The sequence below is a fragment of the Streptosporangium sp. DT93 genome (genome assembly GCF_049844535.1).
Taxonomy (GTDB): domain Bacteria; phylum Actinomycetota; class Actinomycetes; order Streptosporangiales; family Streptosporangiaceae; genus Streptosporangium.
In genome coordinates, this window is the sequence record NZ_JBNCLF010000025.1 from 92332 (window position 1) to 116602 (window position 24271).

The 24271-nt window shown below is 72.0% G+C and carries 20 protein-coding genes and 1 rRNA gene; 7 read left to right on the top strand and 14 right to left on the bottom strand.

What is annotated here, in order from left to right; translation table 11 throughout:
• Nucleotides 1-115: 115 nt before the first annotated feature.
• The gene (locus ACLQ2R_RS35285; protein ID WP_425965756.1) at nt 116-2257 is read right to left on the bottom strand and encodes an anthranilate synthase component I; all 2142 of its coding nucleotides are present in this window, start codon (nt 2255-2257) and stop codon (nt 116-118) included.
• Nucleotides 2258-2612: 355 nt separating this feature from the next.
• Here ACLQ2R_RS35285 and ACLQ2R_RS35290 point away from each other — a divergent pair, with 355 nt between their 5' ends.
• Both ACLQ2R_RS35290 and ACLQ2R_RS35295 read left to right on the top strand, forming a co-directional pair.
• Nucleotides 2613-4232: a CocE/NonD family hydrolase gene (locus tag ACLQ2R_RS35290; RefSeq protein WP_425965757.1), complete on the top strand. Its 1620-nt coding sequence runs from the start codon at nt 2613-2615 to the stop codon at nt 4230-4232.
• A 208-nt stretch (nt 4233-4440) separates the two neighbouring features.
• On the top strand, nt 4441-5631 hold the full coding sequence (locus tag ACLQ2R_RS35295) for a helix-turn-helix transcriptional regulator (protein ID WP_425965758.1): 1191 nt from the start codon (nt 4441-4443) through the stop codon (nt 5629-5631).
• 196 nt (nt 5632-5827) lie between these two features.
• Here the strand turns inward: ACLQ2R_RS35295 and ACLQ2R_RS35300 are convergent, their stop codons facing one another.
• The 5 genes from ACLQ2R_RS35300 to ACLQ2R_RS35320 all read right to left on the bottom strand — a co-directional run bounded on the left by ACLQ2R_RS35300 (nt 5828) and on the right by ACLQ2R_RS35320 (nt 8909).
• On the bottom strand, nt 5828-6742 hold the full coding sequence (locus ACLQ2R_RS35300; protein WP_425965759.1) for an SDR family oxidoreductase: 915 nt from the start codon (nt 6740-6742) through the stop codon (nt 5828-5830).
• 223 nt (nt 6743-6965) lie between these two features.
• Nucleotides 6966-7394: an SRPBCC family protein gene (locus tag ACLQ2R_RS35305; RefSeq protein ID WP_425965760.1), complete on the bottom strand. Its 429-nt coding sequence runs from the start codon at nt 7392-7394 to the stop codon at nt 6966-6968.
• Nucleotides 7387-7737 carry an ArsR/SmtB family transcription factor gene (locus ACLQ2R_RS35310; protein ID WP_425965761.1) on the bottom strand — a complete coding sequence of 117 codons (351 nt, stop codon included), beginning with the start codon at nt 7735-7737 and terminating at the stop codon, nt 7387-7389. The genes ACLQ2R_RS35305 and ACLQ2R_RS35310 overlap by 8 nt, the downstream gene beginning before the upstream one ends.
• Nucleotides 7730-8119, bottom strand: coding sequence for a VOC family protein (locus ACLQ2R_RS35315; RefSeq protein WP_425965762.1), 390 nt, complete (start codon nt 8117-8119; stop codon nt 7730-7732). The genes ACLQ2R_RS35310 and ACLQ2R_RS35315 overlap by 8 nt, the downstream gene beginning before the upstream one ends.
• Nucleotides 8120-8285: 166 nt before the next feature.
• Nucleotides 8286-8909 (bottom strand): MarR family winged helix-turn-helix transcriptional regulator, encoded by a 624-nt coding sequence (locus ACLQ2R_RS35320; RefSeq protein ID WP_425965763.1) that lies wholly within the window; start codon nt 8907-8909, stop codon nt 8286-8288.
• Between the two features lie 50 nt (nt 8910-8959).
• Here ACLQ2R_RS35320 and ACLQ2R_RS35325 point away from each other — a divergent pair, with 50 nt between their 5' ends.
• The 4 genes from ACLQ2R_RS35325 to mctP all read left to right on the top strand — a co-directional run bounded on the left by ACLQ2R_RS35325 (nt 8960) and on the right by mctP (nt 12628).
• On the top strand, nt 8960-9943 hold the full coding sequence (locus ACLQ2R_RS35325) for an EamA family transporter (protein WP_425965764.1): 984 nt from the start codon (nt 8960-8962) through the stop codon (nt 9941-9943).
• Between the two features lie 28 nt (nt 9944-9971).
• The gene (locus ACLQ2R_RS35330) at nt 9972-10541 is read left to right on the top strand and encodes a VOC family protein (RefSeq protein WP_425965765.1); all 570 of its coding nucleotides are present in this window, start codon (nt 9972-9974) and stop codon (nt 10539-10541) included.
• Nucleotides 10542-10815: 274 nt separating this feature from the next.
• Nucleotides 10816-11028, top strand: coding sequence for a DUF3311 domain-containing protein (locus tag ACLQ2R_RS35335; protein ID WP_425965766.1), 213 nt, complete (start codon nt 10816-10818; stop codon nt 11026-11028).
• 4 nt (nt 11029-11032) lie between these two features.
• Entirely contained in the window at nt 11033-12628 is a 1596-nt protein-coding gene (gene mctP, locus ACLQ2R_RS35340; RefSeq protein ID WP_425965767.1) for a monocarboxylate uptake permease MctP, read from the top strand.
• Here mctP and ACLQ2R_RS35345 read toward each other — a convergent pair.
• From ACLQ2R_RS35345 to ACLQ2R_RS35375, 7 genes are all read right to left on the bottom strand, one after another.
• Nucleotides 12625-13968: a sensor histidine kinase gene (locus ACLQ2R_RS35345; protein WP_425965768.1), complete on the bottom strand. Its 1344-nt coding sequence runs from the start codon at nt 13966-13968 to the stop codon at nt 12625-12627. The genes mctP and ACLQ2R_RS35345 overlap by 4 nt on opposite strands.
• Nucleotides 13965-14654 carry a response regulator transcription factor gene (locus ACLQ2R_RS35350; protein WP_425965769.1) on the bottom strand — a complete coding sequence of 230 codons (690 nt, stop codon included), beginning with the start codon at nt 14652-14654 and terminating at the stop codon, nt 13965-13967. Before ACLQ2R_RS35350 ends, ACLQ2R_RS35345 begins: the two co-directional genes overlap by 4 nt.
• 150 nt (nt 14655-14804) lie before the next feature.
• The gene (locus ACLQ2R_RS35355) at nt 14805-16145 is read right to left on the bottom strand and encodes a cation:proton antiporter (RefSeq protein ID WP_425965770.1); all 1341 of its coding nucleotides are present in this window, start codon (nt 16143-16145) and stop codon (nt 14805-14807) included.
• A gap of 29 nt (nt 16146-16174) precedes the next feature.
• Entirely contained in the window at nt 16175-17830 is a 1656-nt protein-coding gene (locus tag ACLQ2R_RS35360) for a cytochrome P450 (RefSeq protein ID WP_425965771.1), read from the bottom strand.
• Nucleotides 17821-18876 (bottom strand): alpha-hydroxy acid oxidase, encoded by a 1056-nt coding sequence (locus ACLQ2R_RS35365; protein WP_425965772.1) that lies wholly within the window; start codon nt 18874-18876, stop codon nt 17821-17823. The genes ACLQ2R_RS35360 and ACLQ2R_RS35365 overlap by 10 nt, the downstream gene beginning before the upstream one ends.
• Before the next feature lie 65 nt (nt 18877-18941).
• Nucleotides 18942-20525 carry an NAD(P)-binding domain-containing protein gene (locus ACLQ2R_RS35370; protein ID WP_425965773.1) on the bottom strand — a complete coding sequence of 528 codons (1584 nt, stop codon included), beginning with the start codon at nt 20523-20525 and terminating at the stop codon, nt 18942-18944.
• 55 nt (nt 20526-20580) lie between these two features.
• The gene (locus ACLQ2R_RS35375; RefSeq protein WP_425965774.1) at nt 20581-22134 is read right to left on the bottom strand and encodes a class I adenylate-forming enzyme family protein; all 1554 of its coding nucleotides are present in this window, start codon (nt 22132-22134) and stop codon (nt 20581-20583) included.
• Between the two features lie 510 nt (nt 22135-22644).
• Here ACLQ2R_RS35375 and ACLQ2R_RS35380 point away from each other — a divergent pair.
• Complete coding sequence (locus tag ACLQ2R_RS35380) at nt 22645-23796, top strand: serine hydrolase domain-containing protein (RefSeq protein WP_425965775.1); 1152 nt, start codon at nt 22645-22647, stop codon at nt 23794-23796.
• Nucleotides 23797-24015: 219 nt separating this feature from the next.
• Here ACLQ2R_RS35380 and rrf read toward each other — a convergent pair.
• Nucleotides 24016-24132: ribosomal RNA gene (gene rrf / locus ACLQ2R_RS35385) — 5S ribosomal RNA — on the bottom strand.
• Nucleotides 24133-24271: the final 139 nt, after the last annotated feature.

Consider the following 24271-nt stretch of genomic DNA (forward strand, 5'->3'; position numbering starts at 1 on the left):
CGGGCGACGCGGGACCCTCGCACGATCGGGTGACGGGCCTCTCACACGACCGGGCGACGCGGGACCCTCGCACGATCAGGTGACGGGCCTCTCACCCGGTCGGGTGACGGGCCTCTCACACGGTCGGGCGGCACAGCCGGAGGACGTTGGCGATGACCTTCGCGCCGGCGTCGCCCTCGGCGGTGAGGATCGACTCGGGGTGGAACTGCACGGCGAAGCGGCGCCGTTCCACGTCCTCGATCGCCATCACCGCGCCGTCCGGCGTCAGGGCGGTGGCGGTGAAGCCGATCACGCCCGGCTGCTTGGCGTGGACCGAGTGGTAGCGGGCCGCGGTGAACTCCTCGGGGAGCCCGTCGAGCAGCGCGCTGCCGCCCAGCCTGCGTACCCTGCCGCGCTTGCCGTGCTCGGGGTAGGAGAGCAGTTCGAGCGCGCCGCCGGCCTGTTCCACCATCCCCTGCAGGCCGAGGCAGACGCCGAACACCGGCAGGTCGCGCTCGTAGAGCGCGCCGACCAGGCCGGGCAGGCCGAAGTCGGAGGGCCAGCCGGGACCGGGCGAGAGCACCACGAGGGACGGGGCGATCTCGTCGATCATCTCGGCGGGGAAGCCGTGGCGAAGCGTGACGACCTCGGCGCCCTGCTGGCGGAAGTAGTCGGCGAGGGTGTTGACGAAGGAGTCCTCGTGGTCGACGAGCAGCACCTTCATCCCCTCTCCCGGCCGTTCGGCGTCCGGAGCGGGCGCGGCCTGCTCCTGCGGGGCCGCGCCGACCGCCGCCAGGGCGCCGAGCAGGGCGCTGGCCTTGAGCTCGGTCTCGCGCTCCTCGGCCTCGGGGTCGGAGTCGAACAGCAGCGTGGCCCCGGCCCTGACGGTGGCGACGCCGCCGCGGATCTGCGCGGTCCGCAGGGTCAGGCCGGTGTTCATGGAGCCGTCGAAGCCGATGTAGCCGACCGCCCCGCCGTACCAGCGGCGGGTGGTGGCCTCGTGGTCCTCGATGAACTGCATCGCCCAGGTCTTGGGGGCGCCGGTGACGGTGACGGCCCACATGTGGGTGAGGAAGGCGTCGAGCGCGTCGAACCCGGGCCGCAGCCTGCCCTCGATGTGGTCGACGGTGTGGATCAGGCGGGAGTACATCTCGATCTGGCGGCGGCCGATCACCTGGACCGAGCCGGGCACGCAGATCCGGGACTTGTCGTTGCGGTCCACGTCGGTGCACATGGTCAGCTCCGACTCCTCCTTGACGCTGGACAGGAGGGTGCGGATCGCGTCGGCGTCCTCGACCGGGTTGGCGCCGCGGGCGATGGTGCCGGAGATGGGGCAGGTCTCGACGCGGTCGCCGCTGACCCTGACGTACATCTCCGGGGAGGCGCCGACCAGGTGCTCGCCCTCGCCGAGGTTGAACAGGAACTCGTACGGCGCCGGGTTGACCTTGCGCAGTCCCCGGTAGAAGGCGGCCGGGTCGGTGCAGGGGGCGTGGAAGACCTGGCCGGGGACGACCTCGAACAGGTCACCGCGGGCGAACTTCTCCTTGGCCGCGGCGACCACCTCGGCGTAGGAGCCCCTCTCGGGGTCGGCGGGGAGCTCGGACGGCGCCGGGGGCAACGGCACGGCCTCTCCCTCGCGGGCCAGCCCGTGGGTGGAGACGCCGTCCACGGTGAACTCGTAGCGGAACTCCTTGCTGGTCTCCCGCTTCCGGTCGATCACCATGATCCGGTCGGGCAGGTGCAGGACCAGGTCGCGCTGGTCGGCGGCCCGCTGCAGCACCTGCCTGATCGGCTCGAACTGGAAGGCCAGGTCGTAGCCGAAGGAGCCGTACAGTCCCAGGTGCTCGTTCTCGCCGTGGAAGGCGGCGATGACCTCACGGATCGCGGTGAAGACCGTGGGACGGCGGCTGCGCAGCTCCTCGGGAAGGATCTCCTCGGACGCGGCCACGTGGACCTCGACGTGGTCGGCGGTCGGCTCCTCGACCGGCTTCCCCGCCGCCAGCAGGCAGGAGACGACGGCCGGGAGCACGACCCTGCCGCGCGCGTTCAGCGCCCTGGCGGAGATCCGCCGCCCCCTGGCGACGATCTCCAGGCACGGGTCGACGTAGGCCAGGTGCCATCTGCTGTATCGGCCGGGATACTCCATCCCGGAGGAGAGCACCCCGCCCCGGCGCTCGCCGAGGGTCGTGACGACGTCCTCGAGCACCGTCTCCGGCACGTCGGACGCGGTGACCTCGACCCCTATGCCGCCGGCGGTGGTATATCGGCTCGTCTCCACTGCGGTATCGCCCCTTTGAATCTTCTGAGGCCCGGAGAGGGAGCGGACACGCAAAAGGCCGCCTCTCCGGGCGGCCGTCCGTCTGCTCGCGAATGCGAAACCTGCGCCGCCTAGAAGCGGCGCCACCACTGAAGGGTAAGCGGGTGTCGCATGAGGCCAGGGTACCGGCGACAGCGGTGATCATGCAAGACGGCCACGCCGGGCACCCGCGAATCCGTGGCGGGGGCGGCGGCCCGGACGGCCGTGTGAACGGACACGCGGGCGGGAGTGACGTTCCTCGCACCCGTCCGCACTGGCCCCGCCGATCCTCGTTCTGTTACCAGTAGGAGGGAGGGAACGGCGCGGAGGGAGGCGCATGGCGACGATCACATGGCCGCGGACGGCCGTCCACCGGGTCTCGGTCGAACGCGACCTTCCGGTGCCGATGGCCGACGGGGTCACGCTGCTGGCCGACCGCTACGCGCCGGTCGGCGCGGTCCGGCCCCCCACGATCCTGATCCGCTCGCCGTACGGCAGGCGCGGCGTGTTCGGGATGGCCTTCGGGCGCGGGTTCGCCCGCCGGGGGTTCCAGGTCGTGATGCAGAGCTGCCGGGGCGGGTTCGGCTCCGGCGGGCTGCTCGACCCGCTCGGCCACGAGCACGAGGACGGGCTGGCCACGCTGGCCTGGCTGCGCGGCCGGCCCTGGTACGGCGGGAGCCTGGCCATGCACGGCCCCTCCTACCTGGGGTATGCCCAGTGGGCGATCGCCCCGTTCGCCGGACCGGACCTCAAGGCGATGTCCACCTCGGTGACCGCCTCCCAGTTCCGGGACGCCGCCTACGTGGGCGGGGCGTTCGCCCTGGAGTCGTCGCTGATGTGGAGCACGCTGACGGCCCTCATGGACCGGCCGTTCGGCGGGGCCGCCGCCCTGCTCGCGCCGCGCAGGACGCGGCGCGCGGCCCTGTCCGGGCGCCCGCCCGGCGAGATGGACGTGCTGTCGGCGGGCAGGGGGATGCCGTTCTTCCAGGACCTGCTGACCCATCACGGCGACCCGGCGGCCTACTGGGGCAGGCGTGACTTCTCCGCCTCGGTGGGCGAGGTGGAGGCCGCCGTCACCATGGTCGGCGGCTGGTACGACGTGTTCCTGCCCTGGCAGATCCAGGACTACACGGCGATGCGGGCGGCGGGGCGGCGCCCGTACCTGACGATCGGCCCGTGGTACCACGCCGACCCGCGCCACGGCCGGGTGGCCGACGCCGAGGCCCTGGCCTGGTTCAGGGCCCACCTGCTCGGCGACCCGTCGGGGCTGCGCGAGCAGCCCGTCAGGCTGTACGTCACGGGCGCCGGCGAGTGGCGCGACCATCCCGACTGGCCGGTTCCGGGCATGCGGGAGCAGCGCTGGCACCTGCGGCCGGGGTTCGGTCTCTCCCCGGACGCCCCGGCCGGCGCGGCGTCCCTCCCGGACCGGTTCCGCTACGACCCGGCGCACCCGACGCCCTCCCTGGCCGGGCCGGTCCTGCTGGGCGACTCGCAGCCGCGCGACAACCGGAGGCTGGAGGCCCGGCGCGACGTGCTCGTCTACACCGGCCCCGCGCTGCGCCGGGACACCGAGATGATCGGCCCGGTCTCCGCCGACCTGTACGTGCGCTCCGGCACCGGGCACGGCGACGTGGTGGTCCGGGTCTGCGACGTCCACCCGTCGGGCGCCTCCTACAACGTGTGCGAGGGCGTGCGGCGGCTGGTCCCCGGCGATCCCGTCGCCGGGGCCGACGGCATCCGGCGGGTCCGGGTGGACCTGTGGCCGATCGGCCACCGCTTCCGCCGGGGCCACCGGATCCGCCTGCACGTCGCCGGCGGCGCCTATCCCAGGATCGCCCGCAACCTCGGCACCGGTGAGCCGCTGGGGACGGGCAGGACGATGGTCGCGACCGACCACGAGGTCTTCCACGACGCGTCCCACCCCTCGGCGATCGTGCTGCCCCTCGTCCCGTCCTGACCCACCGCTCCCGGCCGGCCCCGATCCCTTCCCACCGCCCCTCTCGTCCTCGCCCCGTCCCGATCCACCGCTCCCGGCCCCTCCCGGCTCCTTGCTGCCGTCCCGGCCCCGCCCTCCGTCCTCGTCCCGGCCCGGTCCCGTCCTGCTGTCCGGCCCCCGGCCGTCCTGTCACGATCACGAGGCCGACGCGCCGCGTTAGGGTCGGGGGATGCGCGCGGCCAGGTTGATGTCGTTGGTGCTGCTGCTCCAGGCACGTGGCGGGATGACCGCGGCGGGCCTCGCCCGGGAGCTGGAGGTCTCCGAGCGGACCGTCCACCGCGACGTGCTGGCCCTGTCGGAGGCGGGCGTGCCGGTCTACGCCGACCGCGGGCGCGGCGGCGGCTACCGGCTGCTGGACGGGTACCGCACCCGCCTCACCGGCCTGGACCGCGCCGAGGCCGAGGCGTTGTTCCTGTCGGGTGTTCCGGAGGCCCTGCGGGAGATGGGCCTCGGCGAGGTGGCGGCCACGGCGCGGTTGAAGGCCTCGGCCGCCCTCTCCCCCGATCTCCGGAACGCCCCCGCGACCGCGGCGCAGCGCTTCCATCTGGACGCCCCTGGCTGGTTCGTGAGCGAGCGGCCTCCACCGGCCGCGCTGGCACCGCTGGCCAGGGCGGTCTGGGGGGATCACCCGATCACCGCCGCCTACCGGCGCCCCGCGCGGGACGGGACGCCCGGCCCCGCGAAACCCGCCGGGTCCACGACGCGGGACGGCACGGCCACCCCCGCGACACCCGGCGGATCCACGACGCCGGACGGGACGGCCGGTCCGGCGAATCCCCTTGGACCTCCCGGGCCGTCCGGACCTCCCGGGCCGTCCGGGCCGTCCGGGCCGTCCGGGCCGTCCGGGCCGTCCGGACCTCCCGGGACGTCCGGGACGTCCGGGACGTCCGGGGACGATCGGCGGCCCATGGAGCCGTACGGCCTGGTGCTCAAGGCGGGAGTCTGGTACCTCGCGACCCGACACGCGATCTACCGCGTGGATCGCTTCGGTGAGATCGAGATCCACTCCGACCGGCGTTTCGAGCGGGACGGCACCTTCGACCTGGCCGCGTTCTGGGGCGAGAGGGCCGCCCGGTTCGCCGGTTCCCTGCTGGCCCATCGCGTCACCGTCCGGCTCAGTCCCGCCGGGTACCGCCTGCTCCCCCTCTTCTCCGACCCCGCCGGCCTCGCCGAGGCACTGGCGTCCGCCACCGAGCCCGACGAGCAGGGCAGGATCACGATCCGCCTGCCCGTCGAGTCGCCCGAGGTGGCGTTCGGCCAGATCCTCCGCTTCGGCCCGGATGCCGAGGTCCTCGGCCCGCCCGCCCTGCGCGCCCGCTTCGTCGAGGCCGCCGCCCTCCTGCGCGACCTGTACGGCTGACGGGCGCGCGGGGCAGCGGTGACGTCACCGATCAGCGGCCGTGGTCGCGTCGGCGGGCGACGGTATCGATCGGCGGTCGCGTCGGCGATCAGCGGCAGCGGTGGCGCCGGCGGGCGGCGGTAGCCGGTGGGGTCGGCGGTAGCCGGTGGGGTCGGCGGTAGCCGGTGGGGTCGGCGGTAGCCGGTGGGGTCGGCGGTCAGCGGTAACCGGTGGCGTCGGCGGGTTTGCCCTTGCTCTCCACCTCCTCGATGTAGCGCCAGGCGTCGGGCCTGCTGCCGTCGAGGTCGGTGAAGCCGTACACCTGGGCGAGTTGCCCGCTGGAGACGGTCTGCCCCGACCAGCGCATCCGGTCGTCGTCGCCGGCCAGGGCGGCGACCGCGCGGCCGGTGTAGGCGGGCGACTCGGAGATCACGAAGTGCGGCTGCGCGACCGTGGCGTCCCGCCAGTTCTCCTCGGTGACGCCGAAACCCTCCAGCATGCTCTCCGAGCGGATCCAGCCCGGGGTCAGCGAGACCGCGCCGCACCCGTGCGGGCGCAGCTCGTGGTCCTGGATGAACGCCAGCCGGTTCACCGAGATCTTGGCCAGGTCGTAGAAGGCCGAGAGCCGGTAGTTGGCGAGGTTGTACGCCAGGGTGCCGTCGGTCACCTCGACCACCAGGCCGCCGGGGTTCTCGATCAGCAGCGGCAGCGCGTGGTGACTGGTGATCAGGTGGGTGTCGACGGCCAGGCGGAGGATCCGCAGGCCGTCGTCGAGGGAGTGCGTCCAGATCGGGACGTTCCACTCCGTGATCGGGTCGGCGCCCCAGACGTCGTTGACGAGGAGGTCGAGCCTGCCCTGCTCGCGCCTGATCCGCTCCACCAGGGCGCGTACCTGTTCCCGCTCCAGATGGTCCACCTGGACCGCGATGCCCTTCCCGCCCGCGCCGGTCACCAGCTCGGCCGTCTCCTCGATCGTCTCCGGCCTCTTCATCTCCGAGCTCCCCTGCCGGGTGCTCCTGCCGGTGCAGTAGACGGTGGCGCCCGCCGCGCCCAGCTCCACCGCGATCCCCCGGCCCGTCGCCCGCGTCGCCCCCGCGACGAGAGCCACCTTTCCTTCCAGCGTTCTGTTCATGGTGCGAGCGTGGCGCGAAAAGAGGACATCCTCTGTCATGTTTCGGCGACTCCTCGGAGGACGCGGCCGGGACGGTCCCCGTGCCCTCCGAAAAACGCCCGGCCTTTCGGGGAACGCCCTGCCCTCGAAAGGAGTCGCGCCTTCCCCGGTGGTCGTGCCCTCCGGAAAGCGCCCCTTCCGGAGGGCACGACCCGCCTGAGGGCCGTGCTCTCCGGAAGGGACCTCAGGCGTCCGTCAGCACCTTCTCGATCCTGCTCAGGACGTGTGACCGCCAGCCGCCGTCGAGAATGGTGTACGTGCTCCGCTGGATCGGGTCGTCCGGGTCGAAACCGGCGTGTTCCAGGAACAGCCTGGTGCCGTGCCCCTCGGCCTCCAGCGTCCAGGTGACCGTGGTGTCGAGCCCCCCGCCGCACCAGGAGATCCGCATCAGGCGCTCGGTGTCGAGGGCGAGGACCTCGCAGTGCACGACGCCGTCGAAGCCCCGGTTCGGCCGCGGCTCGGTCCTGAACGTGAAACGGTGACCGACGACCGGCCTGAAGTCGCACGGCATCAGCCAGCGCGCCAGCAGGCCGGGGTCGGTGAGCGCGCGCCAGACCTTGCGCGGCGGGTGGGCGAGGTACTGGTCGGTCCTGATCACGGTGGGGTCAGACATCACGGTCCTCGGCATCCTCGGCGTCCTCGGCGTCCTCGGCGTCCAGGAGATCGCGGAGGCTGGAGAGCCTCTCCCGCCAGAACCTCTCGTACGGGGTGAGCCAGGCGGACATCTCCCGCAGCGGCTCGGGGCGCAGGGAGTACAGCCGCTGCCTGCCCGCCCTGCGCTCGACCACCAGGCCCGCGTCCTTGAGCACCTTGAGATGCTCCGACAGGCTCGGGCGGCGCATGTCGAAGTGGTCGGCCAGTTCCTGGACGGGTGTGGGACCGTGCTCCAGGAGCAGGCCGAGCAGCCGCCGCCGGGTGGGGCTCGCCACCGCGGCGAACACGTCCGCCTCAGCCACGGGCGGACACGTCCGCCGCCGTGGCCTGCAGCACGATCCCGTTGCCGTCGGGGTCGTCGAACGTGACGTACCTGCCCCAGGGCGACTCCTGGATGCCGCCCTCGACGGCCACGCCGCGCTCGCCCAGCGCGGCGACGTCGCCCTCGAGGTCGTCGGTCTCCAGCACCAGGCCCTTGAGGGAGCCGGGCGGCATGGTGTCGAACCAGGACACGAGCGTGATCGACGTGGCGGCACCCTTGGGGGCCACCTGCACCCACCGCCGGTCGGGGCCCATGAGGTTGTCCCCGACGAGGTCGAAGCCGAGCGTGCCGACGTAGAAGTTCCTGGCCCGCTCCTGGTCCGCGACGGGCAGGGAGAGCACCTGAATGTGGGTTATCGCCATGCCCGAACAATAGGTAGGAGATATCCTACGGGTCAAGCCGTCGGGACAGAGAGGGCAGAATCCACCGGATCCACCCCCCTACCGGCCCTCCCGAAACCAGTCCCCCATCAGGCGAATCAGGCGAACTCACCCGAACCTCTCCCAAACCGGCCGAGCCGAGCCCCCGTCAGGCCGGCCGGTCGGACCGGCCGGGACCGGACGAGTCGGAGCCCGTGGCCGCGAGCAGGTCGCGCAACAGGCCGGCGAGCCGCTCGCGGTCACGGGCGGGGAGCCGGTCGAACACCTCGCGCTGGGCCGCCAGGCCGGCCGCCACCGCCCCGTCGGCCACCTCGCGCCCGCGATCGGTCAGGGTGATCACCAGGGCGCGCCGGTCCTCCGGGTCGGGGGAACGGGTGACGAGCCCCGCCCGCTCCAGCCGGTCGAGCCGCCCCGTCATGCCTCCCGAGGTCAGCATCAGCGAGGCCGACAGCTCCTTCGGGGAGAGCTGGAACGGCGCCCCCGCCCGGCGCAGCGTCGCCAGCACGTCGAACTCCCCCCGGCTGACCCCGAAACCGGCGTACACCGCCTCCTGGATGTCGCCGGCGACACGGGCGAGCCTGCCGATGCGGCCGAACACCTCCATCGCCCCGGTCTCCAGCTCGGGACGCTCGCGCGCCCACTGCATGACGATGCGGTCGACGTCGTCGCGAACGGCGCCCCCTGTCACGTCCTCTTTCACGTCCTCTTTCACGTCCTCCGTCACGTCCTCCGTCACGTCCTCCGTCACGTCCTCCGTCACGTCCTCCGTCACGCGCCCAGGATAGCTTGCGGATAATTAGCTTAGAGCTAAGATACTTAGTTATGAGAGACATGCGGCTGGTCGCGACCAGTGCCCTCGCGCCGATGCTGTGGGGCACGACGTACCTGGTGACCACGGAGCTGCTGCCCGACCATCGCCCGCTGCTGGCCGGCGCGGTCAGGGCCCTGCCGGCCGGCCTGCTGCTCTGCGCCGCCGTCGCCGTGCTCGGCGGGCGGCTCGCGCTGCCCCGGGGAGCCTGGTGGTGGCGTTCGGCCGTCCTCGGCACCCTCAACATCGGCCTGTTCTTCGCCCTGCTGTTCGTCGCGGCCTACCGCCTGCCCGGCGGGGTCGCCTCCGTCGTGGGCGGGCTCGCCCCCTTCGCGGTCGCGGCCCTGGCGTTCCCGCTGCTCGGCGAGCGCCCGCCGTCCCGCTCCGTGGCCGCCGCCGTGATCGGGGTCGCCGGGGTGGCGCTGCTGGTGCTGCGCTCGGCCGTGGCGCTCGATCCGCTCGGGCTGGCCGCCGCCGGCGGCGGGGTGGTCACGATGTCGCTGGGCACCGTCCTGGGCCGGCGCTGGGGCACCCCGCAGGGGTACGCCCGGCGCGGCACCGCCCTGCTGGCCCTCACCGGCTGGCAGCTGACCGCCGGAGGGCTGCTCCTGCTGCCCGCCACGCTCCTCGTCGAGGGCATGCCACCGGCACCGACCGGGACGAACCTCGCCGGATTCGGCTACCTGACCGTCGCCGGTACGGCACTGGCGTACTTCCTGTGGTTTCGCGGGGTGACCTCCCTGGCCCCGATCCGGCTCACCCTGCTGGGGCTGCTCAGCCCGGTGGTCGCGGCCGGGCTCGGCTGGGCGGTGCTCGGGCAGTCCCTGTCGGGCGGCCAGCTCGCCGGGGCGGCCGGGGTGCTCGGCGCCGTCCTGCTCGGCGCCTCCACCCCCCGCCGCGACCGGCGGCGCCGTCACGACCCGCCGGCGAGGGAAACCCGCCCGGTTCGGTGCGTCCCTCCCGGCCCGGGACGTGGTAAGCAGGTGGTTACCGCGTGAGGACCGTTTCGGGAGAGGCGAGAAGACCATGGCGGACAACACGGAGTTCGAGCTTCGCGGCATCAACCATCTGGCGCTGGTGTGCTCGGACATGCGACGGACGGTCGACTTCTACTCCGGCGTCCTGGGCATGCCCCTGATCAAGACGATCGAGCTGCCGATGGGGTGGGGGCAGCACTTCTTCTTCGACTGCGGCGGGGGTGACGCGCTGGCCTTCTTCTGGTTCCCGGACGCGCCCGAGGCGGTGCCCGGCATCTCCGCGCCGAAGAACCTGCCCGACCGGGGTGAGCTGCTCTCCGCGGTCGGCTCGATGAACCACGTCGCCCTCGACGTCTCCCCGGACCGGATCGAGGAGTACCGAGACCGGCTGATCGCCAAGGGCGTGGACGTGGGAGTGATCCTCAACCACGACGACAGCGAGTTCGGCGTGGCCCCGGAGATGCACGAGGGCGTCTTCGTCAGGTCGATCTACTTCAAGGACCCCGACGGGATCCTGGTGGAGTTCGCCGCCTGGACCAGGAAGCCGTCCCTGCCCGGCGACGTGCGGCACGAGCCGAGGACGGCCGCGGAGAGGACCGCGGGGGCGCACCCGGTGTGACCTGCGCGTCCCGACGCCCCTCCCTCTGTCAAGGGAGGCGATCCCCGGTTCGGCGACCGGTCGGGATCCGTCGCCGAACCGCAGGTGATCGCGGAGCCGCGCCCCGGGGACGCCGGTGACGTCCGGAACGGACGCGCCCCCCCTACCGTTCGTCGCGCGGACCACTCCACTCGGCGCTCGGTGACCTGAATGAAACGGTCGTGTAATTACGCTGCCGGTCAGCCGAACGGGACCGTCCTGTCGGGACGTCCCTTTCCAGACCGAGGAGACCGTGTTGACCACTCCAAAAGAGGGTCGAAGCGATCGCAGCCCATGGAACTGGCTGCTCGTCGTGCCGATCATCCTGCCTTTGCTGCCGTTCCTGTACAACTCCGACGAACCACGGCTTCTCGGCTTCCCGGTGTTCTACTGGCTCCAGCTCGCCTTCATCCTGATCGGCGTCACCTGCACCTCGATCGTCTACCAGATGACGAAGCGGCGGCGGTGACCCGATGGAAGCGCACCTGACCGAGATCATCGTTTTCTCGGCACTGTTCCTGCTGGTCAGCGGCATGGGTTTCATGGCTGCGCGCTGGCGTCGTCCCAACGACCTGGCCAGCCTCGACGAGTGGGGCCTGGGCGGCCGGAACTTCGGCTCCTGGGTCACCTGGTTCCTGGTCGGCGGCGACCTCTACACCGCCTACACGTTCGTGGCCGTGCCCGCCCTGCTCTGGGGCGCCGGCGCGATGGGCTTCTTCGCGGTGCCGTACACGATCGTGGTCTACCCGATCGTGTTCCTGGTGCTGATCCGCCTGTGGTCGGTCTCGCACGTGCACGGCTTCGTCACCCCCGCCGACTTCGTACGGGCCCGCTTCGGCTCGCCCACGCTGGCGCTGCTGGTGGCGATCACCGGCATCGTCGCGACCATGCCCTACATCGCGCTCCAGCTCGTCGGCATCGAGGCCGTGCTGAAGTCGATGGGCGTGACCGGCCACCTGCCGATCATCATCGCGTTCGCGATCCTGGCCGCGTACACCTACCAGTCGGGCCTGCGCGCGCCGGCGCTGATCGCGTTCGTCAAGGACACGCTGATCTACATCGTGATCCTGGTCGCGATCTTCGCGATCCCCGCCCAGATCGAGGGCGGCTGGTCGGGCATCTTCGACGCCGCCCAGGCCAAGTTCGCCGCCAGCCCCGCTCCCGGTGACGGCATCCTGCTCAACGCCAACAACCAGCTCCAGTACGTCACGCTGGCCCTGGGCTCGGCGCTCGCGCTCTTCCTGTACCCGCACAGCATCACCGGCGTGCTCGCGTCCAAGAACCGCGGCGTGATCAAGCGGAACATGTCGGCGCTGCCCGCCTACAGCCTGCTGCTCGGCCTGATCGCGCTGCTGGGCCTCATGGCCATCGCGGCCGGCATCACGCCCATCGGCAAGGACAACAACACGATCGTGCCGCAGTTGTTCGACAAGATGTTCCCCGACTGGTTCACCGGCGTCGCCTACGCCGCGATCGGCATCGGCGCGCTGGTCCCCGCGGCCATCATGTCCATCGCCGCGGCGAACCTGTTCACCCGCAACATCTACAAGGAGTACCTCAAGCCGAACGCGAGCGACGCCGACGAGGCCCGTGTCTCGAAGATCACCTCGCTGCTCGTCAAGGTCGGCGCGGTGCTGTGCATCCTGTTCCTGGACACCGGTTTCTCCATTGACCTGCAGCTCATCGGCGGCGTCATCATCCTGCAGACGCTCCCGTCGGTGGCGCTCGGCCTCTACACCCGCTGGTTCCACCGCGTCGGCCTGATCGCCGGCTGGGCCGCCGGCATGGGGGCCGGGATGCTCATGCTCTACAACATCGGCAACCCGGCCACCGGCAAGCTGCACTTCGCCGGGTCGGCGTTCCCGCTGGAGAAGCTGGGCCTGGACACCAAGATGACGATCTACGTGGGCATCCTCGCGCTGGCGGTCAACCTGGCCGTCGCCGCGATCGGCACGCTCGTCGCGCGCGCCGCCAAGGCACACGACGGTGACGACACCACCGAGCCCGACCACTACTTCGCCGACGAGGGCGACCCCAGGATCAAGGACCTGGACCTCGCCCCCCACTAGGTTCCGTTCGGATCACCGAGCCGAGCGTGGGCCTCACCGGTCTTCGTGCCGCGTGCGGCCCGCGCTCGCGCCGTGCCGGTGAGGCCCTGCCCCGGACCTCGGATCCCGTCCGGCCGCGCCGCCCCGGCGGGGTCGGCGGGGAGCAGGACGGTGAACACCGCCCCGGCTCCCGGGCGCCCGTCCGCGGTGACGGTCCCGCCGTGGCCGTCCACCACCTCGCGGACGAGGGCGAGACCGAGGCCCAGGCCCCCGCTGCGGGCCCCGCCGACGAAGCGGCTGAAGAGGCGTTCGGCGTCACGGGGGTCGAGACCCACACCGTCGTCGCGGACGTCGAGCCGGACCGTCCCCGGGCCGCCGGACAGGACCACCCGGATGTGGCCGCCCGCACGGGTGTGGGCGAGCGCGTTGTCGAGGAGCGCGGAGATCACCCTGAGCAGCGCGGACTGCGCCCCGCACACGACATGACCGCCCGGCCCCTGGCGCCGTACCTCGATCGTCACGCCGAGCGCCTCGGCGCGGGCCGCCTCGGCCACGACGAGCTCCTCGGCCAGCGCGGCGAGGTCGACCGGGCCGAACGGCCGGCGAAGCTGACCGAACTGGACCGACAGCAGCAGATCCTCGACCACGTCGCCCAGGTGCCGGGTGCCGTTCACCAGCCGGTCGACCTCGTCCGCGACGAGAAGCGGGTCGTTGCCCCGCCGCAGCCCGCGGGCGACGATCTGGGCGCGGACGTGCAGGCGGGTCAGCGGGGTGCGCAGCTCGTGGCTGACGTCCGCGGCGAACAGGCGCCGGCGCATCAGGGCCTCTCCCAGCGGCGCGATCGCCCCCCGGGCGACGAGCCGGCCGACCACCAGCGCGGCCATCAGGCCGGCGACCTCCGCGGCGGCGAGCGCGCGCAGCAGGCGGTGCCGCTCCGCGACCTGGAAGTGCAGGTTCATCACCGCCTGGACCACCACGCCGCCACGCCACTGGGTGCGTACGAGATAGGACTGCCCGGCGATCTCGATCCGGCCGACCCCGGGCTCGTGTCCTGCGGCGGCCCGCTGCAGCGCGGCGCGCACCGGCAGCACCGCCGGCGCGCCGGGAGATCTCAGCACGGTACCGCCCCGCAGTTCGAACAGCCAGACGCAGGGCGGGGGCCGCGACAGGAGCGCGCGCTGGGCCGCGACGGCCAGGTCGCGCCGCGCGGAGGCGTCCTGGTCTCCGGTGATGACGCAGTACACCATCACCCCGACGAGCGCGAACATCACCGAGATCGCGCCCGCCACCTGCGCGGTGATCCGGCGGCGTGCCCGGACCAGCAGTCTGCGCTCCGGCTCGTGAGGCCGGCGCCTCCTCACAGTCCGCCCAGGCGGTATCCCACGCCCCGCACGGTGCGCACGACGTCCGCCCCCAGCTTGTTGCGCAGGTAGTAGACGTAGGTGTCCACGATCGACTCCGTCCGGGCGCCGTCGAAGACGCGCTGGCGCAGCGAGGCGCGCGTGTGCACCTGCCGCGGACGGGTCGCCAGCGCGCTCAGCAGCCGGCACTCCTGCCCCGAGAGCGTCACCTGCTCACCGGTCGGCAGTCCCACGATGTGGGAGTCGGAGTCCAGCCAGCCGGCGCCGAGGGGCAGCAGCCTGGCGTGGTCGAGGTTCCTGCGGTGCAGCGCCCGCACCCTGGCCAGCAGCTCGTCGATCTCGAACGGCTTGACCAGGTAGTCCTCCGCGCCCGCGTCGAGCCCGGTGACCCGGTCGGCGAGCGTGCCGAAGGCGGTCAGCACGAGCACCGGCACGGTGACGGCCCGCCGGCGCAGCCGCGTCAGCAACTCGATGCCGTCGACCGCCGGAAGACCACGGTCGACGATCATCACGTCGTACGGGCGGCTCAGTCCCAGGTGCAGGCCGCGCTGCCCCTCCGGGGCCAGGTCGACCGTGTATCCCTGCTCGGTGAACACCCCGACCAGCATGTGCCCGAGTTCGAGGTCGTCCTCGACGAGGAGCAGCCGGCGAGCGAGCGAGCTGGATGTCCCCCATGTCACAGCCACGAAACAACCGTGGCATTCCTCCCGTCGAATTACCAGAGTTCCCAGAATAATTGAAAGTTACACGGCAATGCTCGCAGCGTGGTCGGCCGATCACGAAACGATATTCGCGCTGCGTTCGGGGTGTTCAGGGCGTTCACCGCGTTCGGGCGGTCACAAGGAATGGGATTTCTCCGCCTTTTCCTCCAGGGAGCGGGTGTCCGGTCCGGCAGGCTCGGATCCGTGGGCGCGTTCGTGACGCTCCGGAAGCGCGAGTTTGTACAGCGGCAGGGCTCCCGCGGTGGTGATGATGGCCACCAGCACGAGGATGGCGAAGAGCTCCTGCGTGATCATGCCCTGCGCCAGGCCGATGTTGATGAAGATGAGGATCATCAGCCCCCGCGCGTTCATGAGCGCCCCCACCGCGTACGACTCGCGCCAGCCGAATCCCAGCGCCCGCATCGACAGCGAGCAGCCGAAGTACTTCCCGCAGAAGCCCGCGGCCAGGATCGCGGCGAACGCCAGGAGCATGGGACCGCCGGCGATGCCGTCGAGGTGGGTGTTCAGCCCGGAGAAGGTGAAGAAGACCGGCAGCAGCAGCGTCGAGACGACGTCCATCATGCGGCCGTGCAGCGCCTTGCGGAACGCCGGGTCGCGGGGCATCGCCAGCCCGGCGAGGAAACCGCCGAAGACCGCGTAGACCCCGATCCAGTCGGTGAGCCAGCCCGCCGTGAGCGGGACCAGGACGACGGCGTACATGGCGCCGGGGCCGAGGCCGCCGGTCCGCGCGACGCCCTCGCCCAGGGGCCGCAGCAGCGGCGCGACCACCTTCAGCATCACCACCGCGAACAGCGCCGTCAGGACGATGGTGCGCACCGCGTCACCGGCACCCGCGTCCAGGTGCATCGCCGACAGCACGGCGAGGATGCACCAGGCGAGGGCGTCGTCGATGGCGGCCGCCACCAGGGTCAGCCTCCCGAGGGGGGAGTTCTCCAGTCCCCGCTCGTACAGGATCCTGGCGAGCATGGGGAAGGCGGTCAGCGACAGCGCTCCCCCGACGAACAGGGCGAACTCCCACCGGCTGACGTCGGGGCGCGAGAGCATGTCCCACAGGAGCAGGCCGGTGCAGGAGCCGAGGAGCAGGGCGGGGACGATACCGGAGACGGCCAGCGTCGCCGCCCGGCGGCCCTGGCCGTCCGTTCCCGTGCCGTGTTCCATCCCGGCACCGACCAGGAACATGTACAGCGTCAGCCCGATGGTGCTCAGCACGTACAGGACCGGCCTGACGTCGGCGGGGAACACGGCCGCCTGGGCCTCGGGGAACAGCCGGCCGAACAGCGTCGGGCCGAGGAGGACGCCGGCGACCATCTCGCCGAGGACGCGCGGTTGCATCAGCATGATCGCCAGCCGGCCGCAGATCGCCGCGGCCAGCAGGATGACGACCAGGGCGGGCAGGACTTTGAGGATCAGCTGGAGGTTCGGGTCGTCGGCGGTGACCTGTGCCAGGGTGGGCATAACCGTTTCTCCGCTCGTGGTCCGGACGATCATCTGCTCTCCGCGCCGGCCGGACGGCCGGCCTCCGCGAAGTGGCGCTCACACAGCCGCTGCCTGCGCGCGTCCCAGACCATGTAGGTGCCGAGGACGAGCTGTACGAGGCTGCGCCAGACGTCCTCCCACCGGTCGCGGAACCGCATGAACCGCAGCGTCGCCCGATGGGCCGCCCCCGTGCGGGCACCCCTCGGGACGAGCAGGCACGGTCCCCGGTTGGGCATCGACCGGGTGTGGGAGGCGGAGGAGTCGAGGGCGTACGCGCGCAGGACCTCCCGCGCCGCGACCCGCATGGTGATCGGCGCCAGCCGCCAGGCGGGGCAGGGGCGGTTGGCGGCGACGCCGAACGGGATGTGGTTGAGCTCCCGGGCCGCGGGCCGGGCCGGGAGGGAGCGGCCGGGGGCGGGACGGCCGGAGGCGGGGCAGCCGGGGGCCGGGCGGTCCGGCTCCGGCCGTTCCCGAGCGGGCCTTTGCTGAGAGGGCCTTTGCCGAGCGGGACGGTCCAGGTGCGAGTGGTCCAGATGCGAGTGGTTCGCGTGCGAGCGGTCCGCGCCGAAACGGCCGGGATCGAAACGGCCGGGGTCGGAGAAGCCCTCGCGGTGGAAGGCGGGATAGTCGAAGCACAGGACCGAGCCGGCCGGGATCGTCGTGTGCTCGTCGAGGGGGATGTCGCCGGTGGTGACGCGGTGGGCGACACCGAAGAGCGGGTAGAGCCGCAGCGTCTCGGAGATGACGCGGTCGAGGTGGCGCTCGTCCCCCCGCCCGTCCCCCCGCTCGCCACCCTGCCCGTCGCCGCGCTCGCCACCCCGCTCGTCGCCCTGCCCGTCGCCGCGCTCGCCACCCCGCTCGTCTCCCCGCTCGTCGCCCGCGAGAACCCCGGCCTGGGCGTCCGGGTGCTGGGCGAGGACCATCAGCAGGTGGGCCATCGCCTCCGACATCTGGACGACCGCGGTGTTGAAGAAGGTCCCCTGCAGGTAGAGGGCCTGCTCCCGGGCCGACAGCCCCTCCGGGAGCCGGTCGCGCACCTTGGGCAGCAGGCCGGCGAGGTGGCGGGTCAGCCGGTCGCGCCGGTCCATGTGCCGCAGCCCGCAGCACTTGAGCGCGGTCACGACGTCGTCCGCGTTGCCCACGATCAGGTCACGCGCCACCGGCGGGCACGGCTCGCCGAAGACGAGCTCGTAGTAGAACTCCGCCCAGACCGGCATCATCAGGTCGCGCAGCCGGACCGGTCCCCCCTTGTCCCCCACCGTGTCCCGCAGCGTCCGGGCGACGCAGCGGCGGGTGAGTTCCTCGGCCTCCACGCGCGGCACGGAGAGGAAACCGCGCGTGGCCCGGGCGACCGCGTCGTACCGTTCTCCCGCCTCGAGGTGTTCCTGGTGCATCTCGGCGCCGGGCGACAGCCAGTACCAGAACAGGTCCGACAGCGCGGCCCCCCGGCTCCGGCCGCCCGCCGCCGGGTGGGAGTAGACCTCCCTGAACCTCTCGACACCGATCAGGTCCCCGGGGACGGTGATCCCCTCCTCCCCGTTGATCCGGGCGAAGACCCGCGTCCGCAGCGCCACGATCCTGGCGGGGAGCCATCGGGGCAGGCTCAGCACGGTGGCCGTGGCGGCGGCGACCGCGACCGCCCTCACCGGTGCGCTCACCGGCATGACCGCCGCACCATTCCCGGGTCGAGGTCGTGGACCGACGCGCAGCCGCACAGGGTGAGCGCCTGCTCGATCTCCGAGCGGAGCAGGTCGAGCACGCGGGTCACGCCGCGCTCGCCGTCCGCGGCCAGGCCCCAGATCACCGGGCGGCCGACCGCGACCGCGCCGGCGCCCAGCGCCATCGCCTTCAGGACGTCGGTGCCGCGCCGGACGCCCCCGTCCATCAGCACCGGGACGGCCCCGCCGACCGCGGCCACGATCTCCGGCAGCAGGTCGACGGCGGCCGGGATCGTGTCGAGCTGGCGGCCGCCGTGGTTGGACACCATCAGCCCCGAGACGCCGTGGTCGAGCGCCAGGCGCGCGTCGGCGGGATGCGCGACGCCCTTGAGGAGGATCGGGAGCGCCGTCATCTCCCGGAGCAGGCCGATGTGCTCCCAGGAGATCTCCGGCGACATGACGATCGGCCGTACCCGCCCGCCGTCGCGCAGGTTCTCGCAGGCCATCCCCTCGGGCAGGTCCTGGAAGCCGTGGTGGCGCTCCCGGTCCCGCAGGCCGCGGACCGGTGAGTCCACCGTGACGACCAGCGCCCGGCACCCGGCCGCCTCGGCGCGCCGCACGATCGTCTCGGTGAAGGCCATGTCCGGCTGGACGTAGAGCTGGAACCACAGGGTGGCCCCGGGCGCCGCCGCGGCCACGTCCCCGACGGCGACGGTGGACGCCATGCTCACGATCATGATCGTTCCGGCGGCGGCGGCCGCCCGCGCGGTGGCCCGCTCACCCTCGGGGGCGGCGAGCCGGTGGAACGCGGTCGGCGCCACCAGCACGGGCATGGCCGCCCGGCCGCCCGGCAGGGTGACGTCGGTCCGGGGTCTCCCGGTGCCGCGCAGCACCCGCGGCAGCAGGGAGAGCCTCCCGAACGCGGCCTCGTTGGCCCCTACGGTGACCTCGTCCCCCGCGCCTCCGGCGAAGTAGTCGTAGTACTCCGGGGCGAGGCGCGCGCGGGCCGCGGCCTCGAACTCGCGCGGGGTCCGCGCCGCCGCCGGGACCACCTGTGTTCTCCCCTCCGTCACATGCGGGGAGCGCCCGTCCGTCACCCGTGACGTCCTCGCGTCCGTCACGCCGGGACCGGGGCGACCTGACGGGCGAAGAACGCGCGGAGCGGTTCGACGTGCGTCTCCCGGGAGGTCCACTCGTTCTCCAGGTTCTCGGTGACGTGGTGGACGGCGGGCGGGGCGCCGGCCCGGTGGTGCCGCACCACCGGGTGCAGGTAGTGGCCCTCGGAGGCGCGCTCGGCGTCGTTCTGCCGGATCCGGCCCACCGCGATGTCGAACGGATCGACCTTGTCGTGCTCCGGCCCGTACTCCAGCGTGATCGTGAAGTGACCGCCGTCGCCGATCGGCGGCCCCTCCAGATCGACCGGCAGTTCCTCCAGGTAGCGCGCCCCGCCGCGGCCGTCGAGGACGACGACGTCGCCCAGCAGCCCGAACTGCTGCCACAGCGCCGAACTGCGGTTGACCCGTTCGAGCACCGCCGCCGCGAGCGCCTCCGGATCGGCCGGGAGCTCACGGCCGGGCCAGTCGGCACCGTGGTACCTGTTCTCCAGGATGCGGTGCAGCGCCCGGGTGCCGTACCGGAAGCCGTGGATGAACCCGCTGGTGCCGCGCTTGAAGTCGCGGGACTGCGTCACGGTCCCGGCGAAGTAGAGGTCGGGCACGTTCACCGACTCGTAGGCGGGGGTGAGCGCGGGGAACCTGTCGTTGATCGTCAGCTCCGGACGGCACCCGTCGGAGAAGATCGAGGCGTCGATCCGGAAACCCGCGCAGACGATCACCTTGTCGTACGGGATGTCCTTGGTGACCTCGTCGGCGCGGGCGAAGCTCACCGTCACCAGGTAGGAGCCGTCGGCCTGGCGCTCGATCCGCTTGACGTCACCGTCCAGGATCGCGTTCTGGGACTTGAGCTGGTAGGTGTCGAGGAAGTTGTTGTTGACCGCGCGCAGGTGCCCGACGAAGTGGGTGCGCCACGCCAGCCGGACGGAGCTCGGCCCGGCGACGTGGATCACCGCGGCCGTCTCGACCAGGCTGTCGGCCGTCTCGAACGCCGAGTTGCCCTTGCCGATGACGAGCACCCGCTGGTTCACGTACCCGGACGGGTCGGTGGAGAAGGTGCCGTAGGGCTCGGCCGTCTCGATACCCGGGATCGGCGGGACGTTGGGCCGGCTGACCCCGGTCGCGACGACCAGCCGCCTGGCCTCGTGGGTCCGGCCGCGCTCGTCGGTCACCAGGAAGTGACCCGTGCCGGAGTCGCGGGTGACCTGGGAGACGCGGGCGTCGTAGGTGACGCGCAGGTCGCAGGCCGCGGCGAAGTCGGCGAGATAGCGGACCATGTCGTCGGCGCCGGGGAAGTAGCGGTCGCTGTAGCGGGTGAACAGCAGGGCGGGATCGTCCGACAGCAGCGAGTTCCAGTCCATCCGCAGGTTGAGCTCCGGGTCGTCGGTCCCGGTGTACCTCTTGTTGATCGAGATGAGCTGCCGGTGGCGCGGAAAGGTCCGGAAGAAGGTGCCCGGCGCGGGGCCCGCCTCCAGGATCAGGTAGCTTCGTCCCGCCCTGCCGAGGAAGTACCCCAGCTGCAGCCCCGCGGGGCCTGCACCGATCACCACGTAGTCCAGCGCGTCGTCCGGCACGTACACCTCCGTCACAGCGATCCGGTCGAACGGACGTCCCCAGTGTTGGCGGGCAATTCTCAGAGAACGATCAGAGAGCCCGCGGGTCGAGCAGGTCCAGCAGCGCCCGCTTGTCGGGCTTGCCGCTCACGGCGACCGGGACGGAGGGCAGCACCGTGATCGTCCAGGGGACGCTGCCCTCACCGAGTTCGTCGCCCACCAGCGCGGCCAGCGCGTCGCGGTCGGGGGCCCTGCCCTCGGCCGGTACGACGAACGCGTGGACGGCCTCTCCCGTCAGCTCGTCCGGGGCTCCGGCGACGTACGCCTCGGCGACGTCGGGATGGCCGCTCAGCACCCGCTCGACGGCTCCCGCGTACACCACGATCGCGTTGACGAGGATCACGTCGCGGGTGCGGCCGGCGAGGTGCAGGAAACCCTCCTTGTCCAGGTGGCCCAGATCCCGGGTGCGCAGCAGGCCGTCCTTGAGGGTGTCGCGGGTCTCCTCCGGATCCCCCCAGTACTCCGACATCAGGTACGGGCTGCGCACGTGGACCTCACCGCTCTCCCCGGCGGCCACCTCGCGCCCCTCCTCGTCGCGCACGCTGATCTCGACCCCCGGGTACGGCCGGCCGACCGAGAGCGGGGCGTCGTCCGGAAACGCGGCGATGTCGGCGGGAGTGAGCACCGAGATCAGGCCCGCCTCGGTCTGCCCGTACCCCTGGTAGACCACCGGGCCGAGCCGGTCCACGGCCTCCGCCAGGCGCCCCGGGCCGAGCGGCGACCCGGAGACCATCAGCGCGCGCAGGCAGCCGACGTCGACCGGCTCGTCCCGGAGCAGGTCGAGCATCGCGCACAGCCGCGGCACGGTCACGATGGAGCCGGTGATCCGATGACGTTCGATCGCATACGGGAACAGGGGCCGCCCGTCGTCGTCGGGGATCACCGCGGTGCCGCCGCCCAGCAGGCACAGTCCCAGGAAGTCCATGACCACCATGCTCGCCAGGGTGCCGAACAGCATGTAGCGCCCGAAGCCCGCGGCCAGCTCCGCCGTGGCCGGGGACCACAGGCGGGGCTGCCACGACCAGTGCTCGCCGAGCGCGCGGTAGGTGATCGCGCAGCCCTTGGGACGGCCGGTGCTGCCGCTGGTGAAACTCAGGGCGGCCACGTCGTCCGTGCGGGCCGCGACGACGAGGGGCCGCCCCTCGCCGGTGCCGGCGAGCAGGTCCACCGCCGGCACCGACGAGGGACACGATCCGAGCGAGAGCAGCGTGACGGGTCCGGCGGCCCGGAGCAGCTCCGGCGTCACGGTGGACCGGTCGAGGAGGAGGGCGTCGATCCCCAGCCCGAGCACATGGGCGAGATGCGCCTCGGGGTAGCCGGGTCGCATGCCCACGACCCGGCAGCCCAGCGCGTGGGCGGCCAGGTGGGCGGCGAACGCCTCGGGGGAGACGCCCGTGCGGACGGCGACGGCCCGGCCGGGCCCCAGCCCGGCGTCGTGCATCGCCCCCGCCAGCCGCCGGATCGTCTCCAGCAGCTCGCCTCGCGAGACGATCCTGTCCCCCTGCTCGAAGGCCGGGTCGCCGGGCGAGCTCCGCAGCGCTTCGAGGAAGGCGTGCGGGAACGGCGGCTCGACGGGCACGTTCATGTCGGCTCCTCTGGATTCACGCGGGCCGGCGCGGCGTCTCCGCGATTCCGGATCTCTTCGGGGTCTCTTCCGAGGCGTTTCCTGGACCCTCGCGGGCCTTCGAACTCGTCCGAGGCGGCACGCCGTCGCATGACCGGCACATCGCTCACCACGAAGCTAGACAGCGCAGATCAGAGAATCATCAGAGATCCCGCCCGGCCGGTCGCCGCGCGGTCGCGTCCACGGGGCACGGCCGTCGCGTGGTCTCGCGTCCACGGGGCACGGCGGCGGACGGGTCGCGGACGGGCAGGACGGGCAGGACGGGCAGTGGACGGCGGGCTCGCGCCGGGGTGACCCGAACGTCGCACCCGGATCTCGCGCGAAGGGCCTTCCCGCCGTCTTCATCGCGTCGGGCGGGCCCCGCAGGGGACGGGTTCATCCGTCCGTTTCCTCCGGGAAGTTCCCTTCCGGGCCACGGGCTTGTACCGTCATGACCTCGACGGTGCGGGCACACGGAAAGGGGGAGATCGCATGCGTGCGGCCCTTCTGGGTGCGATCTCCCTGATGATCGCGGTGACCGCCTGCTCCCCCTCCACCCGCACGGCCGTGACCGCCACGCCCGGCACACCTCCCCCCTCCGGCACGCCACGGTCGTCCGGGGTCCCTGGAACGGCCTCCGACGTCCAGGCCATCGCGGACGACCTGGTGTCGTCCGGATCCCCGGGGGCCGTCGTCCACGTCCGTGACGACGGGAGGATCCGGGAGGCCGCCGCCGGGTTCGCCGACCTCGACGCGAGAACCCCCATGCGGGTCGACCACCGTTTCCGGATCGCGAGCGTCACCAAGACCTTCACCGCCACGATCGTGCTGCAACTGGTCCGCGAGCGACGGCTCGCGCTCGGCGACAGGCTGGGGAAGCTCCTTCCCGGCGTGCTGCCCGGCGCGGACAGGGTGACCGTCGAGCAACTCCTCACCCACACCAGCGGGATACCGGACTACCTCACCGACTCCCGCTTCACGGACGCCGTCGTGGACGGCGGCCAGTACACGCGTGACTGGCCGCCACGCGAACTGCTCGGCTATGGCGGGAAGCCGGGGAAGAGGGGGGTCAACCGCTACTCCAACGGCAACTTCATCCTTCTCGGCATGATCATCGAGAAGATCACCGGACAGAGCTACTCCGAGGCGCTGTCGGAGCGCGTCACCGGCCCCCTGCGGCTACGTGACACCGAACTCCCCCGGGACCTCCTGCCGGGGAGGCTGGCCCGGGGCAGGCAGGGCGACGGTCCCGGATCCACGACCGTGAACTCCTCCATCTTCTGGGCCGCCGGAGGCCTCGTCTCGACCACCCGGGACGTGGGCACCCTGTATGAGGCCCTCTTCGCACCGGGCCCACGAACCTCCGGCAGGGGTACGAGACCCTCCGGGGTGGGGACGCGGGTCGCCGGCAAAGGGGCGACACCTCTGCCGGACGGGTCCGCGCTGAAGCAGTCGGGTGGCATGGGCGTGTACGCCGACAGGTTGTCCTGCGGCGCCCGCGTGTGGAACCACTCCGGGCTGATCTACGGGTATTCCGGGGTCGCGATGAGCAGCGAGGACGGGCGCCGGCAGGTGGTGGTGCAGCTCAACTCCCCGGCGGTTGGGCAGGCGATCTCCGCGGCGGGGAAACTCATGTGCGGGTGATCGCCCGATGAGAGCATTCGGCTCGCCGACGGCGGGAGCCCGGGAAAGCACGAAAGACCCCCACCGCACGGTGAAGGCCTCAGGAAACACACGAAACAGGAAACCACGAAGGCCTCCACCGGTAGTGAGAGCACCGCAAGATGCGCGAAGCCCAGAAACGCGTGAAGCCCGGAAATGCATGAGGGCCCCCACCAACGGTGAGGGCCCACATAAAAGATTGTCCGGCGGTGACCTACTCTCCCACACCGTCCCCGGTGCAGTACCATCGGCGCTGAAGAGCTTAACTTCCGGGTTCGGAATGTAACCGGGTGTTTCCCCTTCGCCATAACCGCCGTAACCCTATGAAACACACAAACAATGTTTGCTGTCTCAGAATTGCCTAGTGGACGCGAGCATGATGCTTTGTGGTCAAGTCCTCGGCCTATTAGTACTGGTCAGCTCCACACATTACTGCGCTTCCACTTCCAGCCTATCA

Bases quoted from the DNA above. Each gene is read 5' to 3' on its own strand.
- ACLQ2R_RS35290 (WP_425965757.1), top strand. From the start codon at position 2,613: ATGGCGACGATCACATGGCCGCGGACGGCCGTCCACCGGGTCTCGGTC.
- ACLQ2R_RS35295 (WP_425965758.1), top strand. From the start codon at position 4,441: ATGCGCGCGGCCAGGTTGATGTCGTTGGTGCTGCTGCTCCAGGCACGT.
- ACLQ2R_RS35300 (WP_425965759.1), bottom strand. From the start codon at position 6,742: ATGAACAGAACGCTGGAAGGAAAGGTGGCTCTCGTCGCGGGGGCGACG.
- ACLQ2R_RS35305 (WP_425965760.1), bottom strand. From the start codon at position 7,394: ATGTCTGACCCCACCGTGATCAGGACCGACCAGTACCTCGCCCACCCG.
- ACLQ2R_RS35315 (WP_425965762.1), bottom strand. From the start codon at position 8,119: ATGGCGATAACCCACATTCAGGTGCTCTCCCTGCCCGTCGCGGACCAG.
- ACLQ2R_RS35325 (WP_425965764.1), top strand. From the start codon at position 8,960: ATGAGAGACATGCGGCTGGTCGCGACCAGTGCCCTCGCGCCGATGCTG.
- ACLQ2R_RS35330 (WP_425965765.1), top strand. From the start codon at position 9,972: ATGGCGGACAACACGGAGTTCGAGCTTCGCGGCATCAACCATCTGGCG.
- mctP (WP_425965767.1), top strand. From the start codon at position 11,033: ATGGAAGCGCACCTGACCGAGATCATCGTTTTCTCGGCACTGTTCCTG.
- ACLQ2R_RS35355 (WP_425965770.1), bottom strand. From the start codon at position 16,145: ATGCCCACCCTGGCACAGGTCACCGCCGACGACCCGAACCTCCAGCTG.
- ACLQ2R_RS35360 (WP_425965771.1), bottom strand. From the start codon at position 17,830: ATGCCGGTGAGCGCACCGGTGAGGGCGGTCGCGGTCGCCGCCGCCACG.
- ACLQ2R_RS35375 (WP_425965774.1), bottom strand. From the start codon at position 22,134: ATGAACGTGCCCGTCGAGCCGCCGTTCCCGCACGCCTTCCTCGAAGCG.
- ACLQ2R_RS35380 (WP_425965775.1), top strand. From the start codon at position 22,645: ATGCGTGCGGCCCTTCTGGGTGCGATCTCCCTGATGATCGCGGTGACC.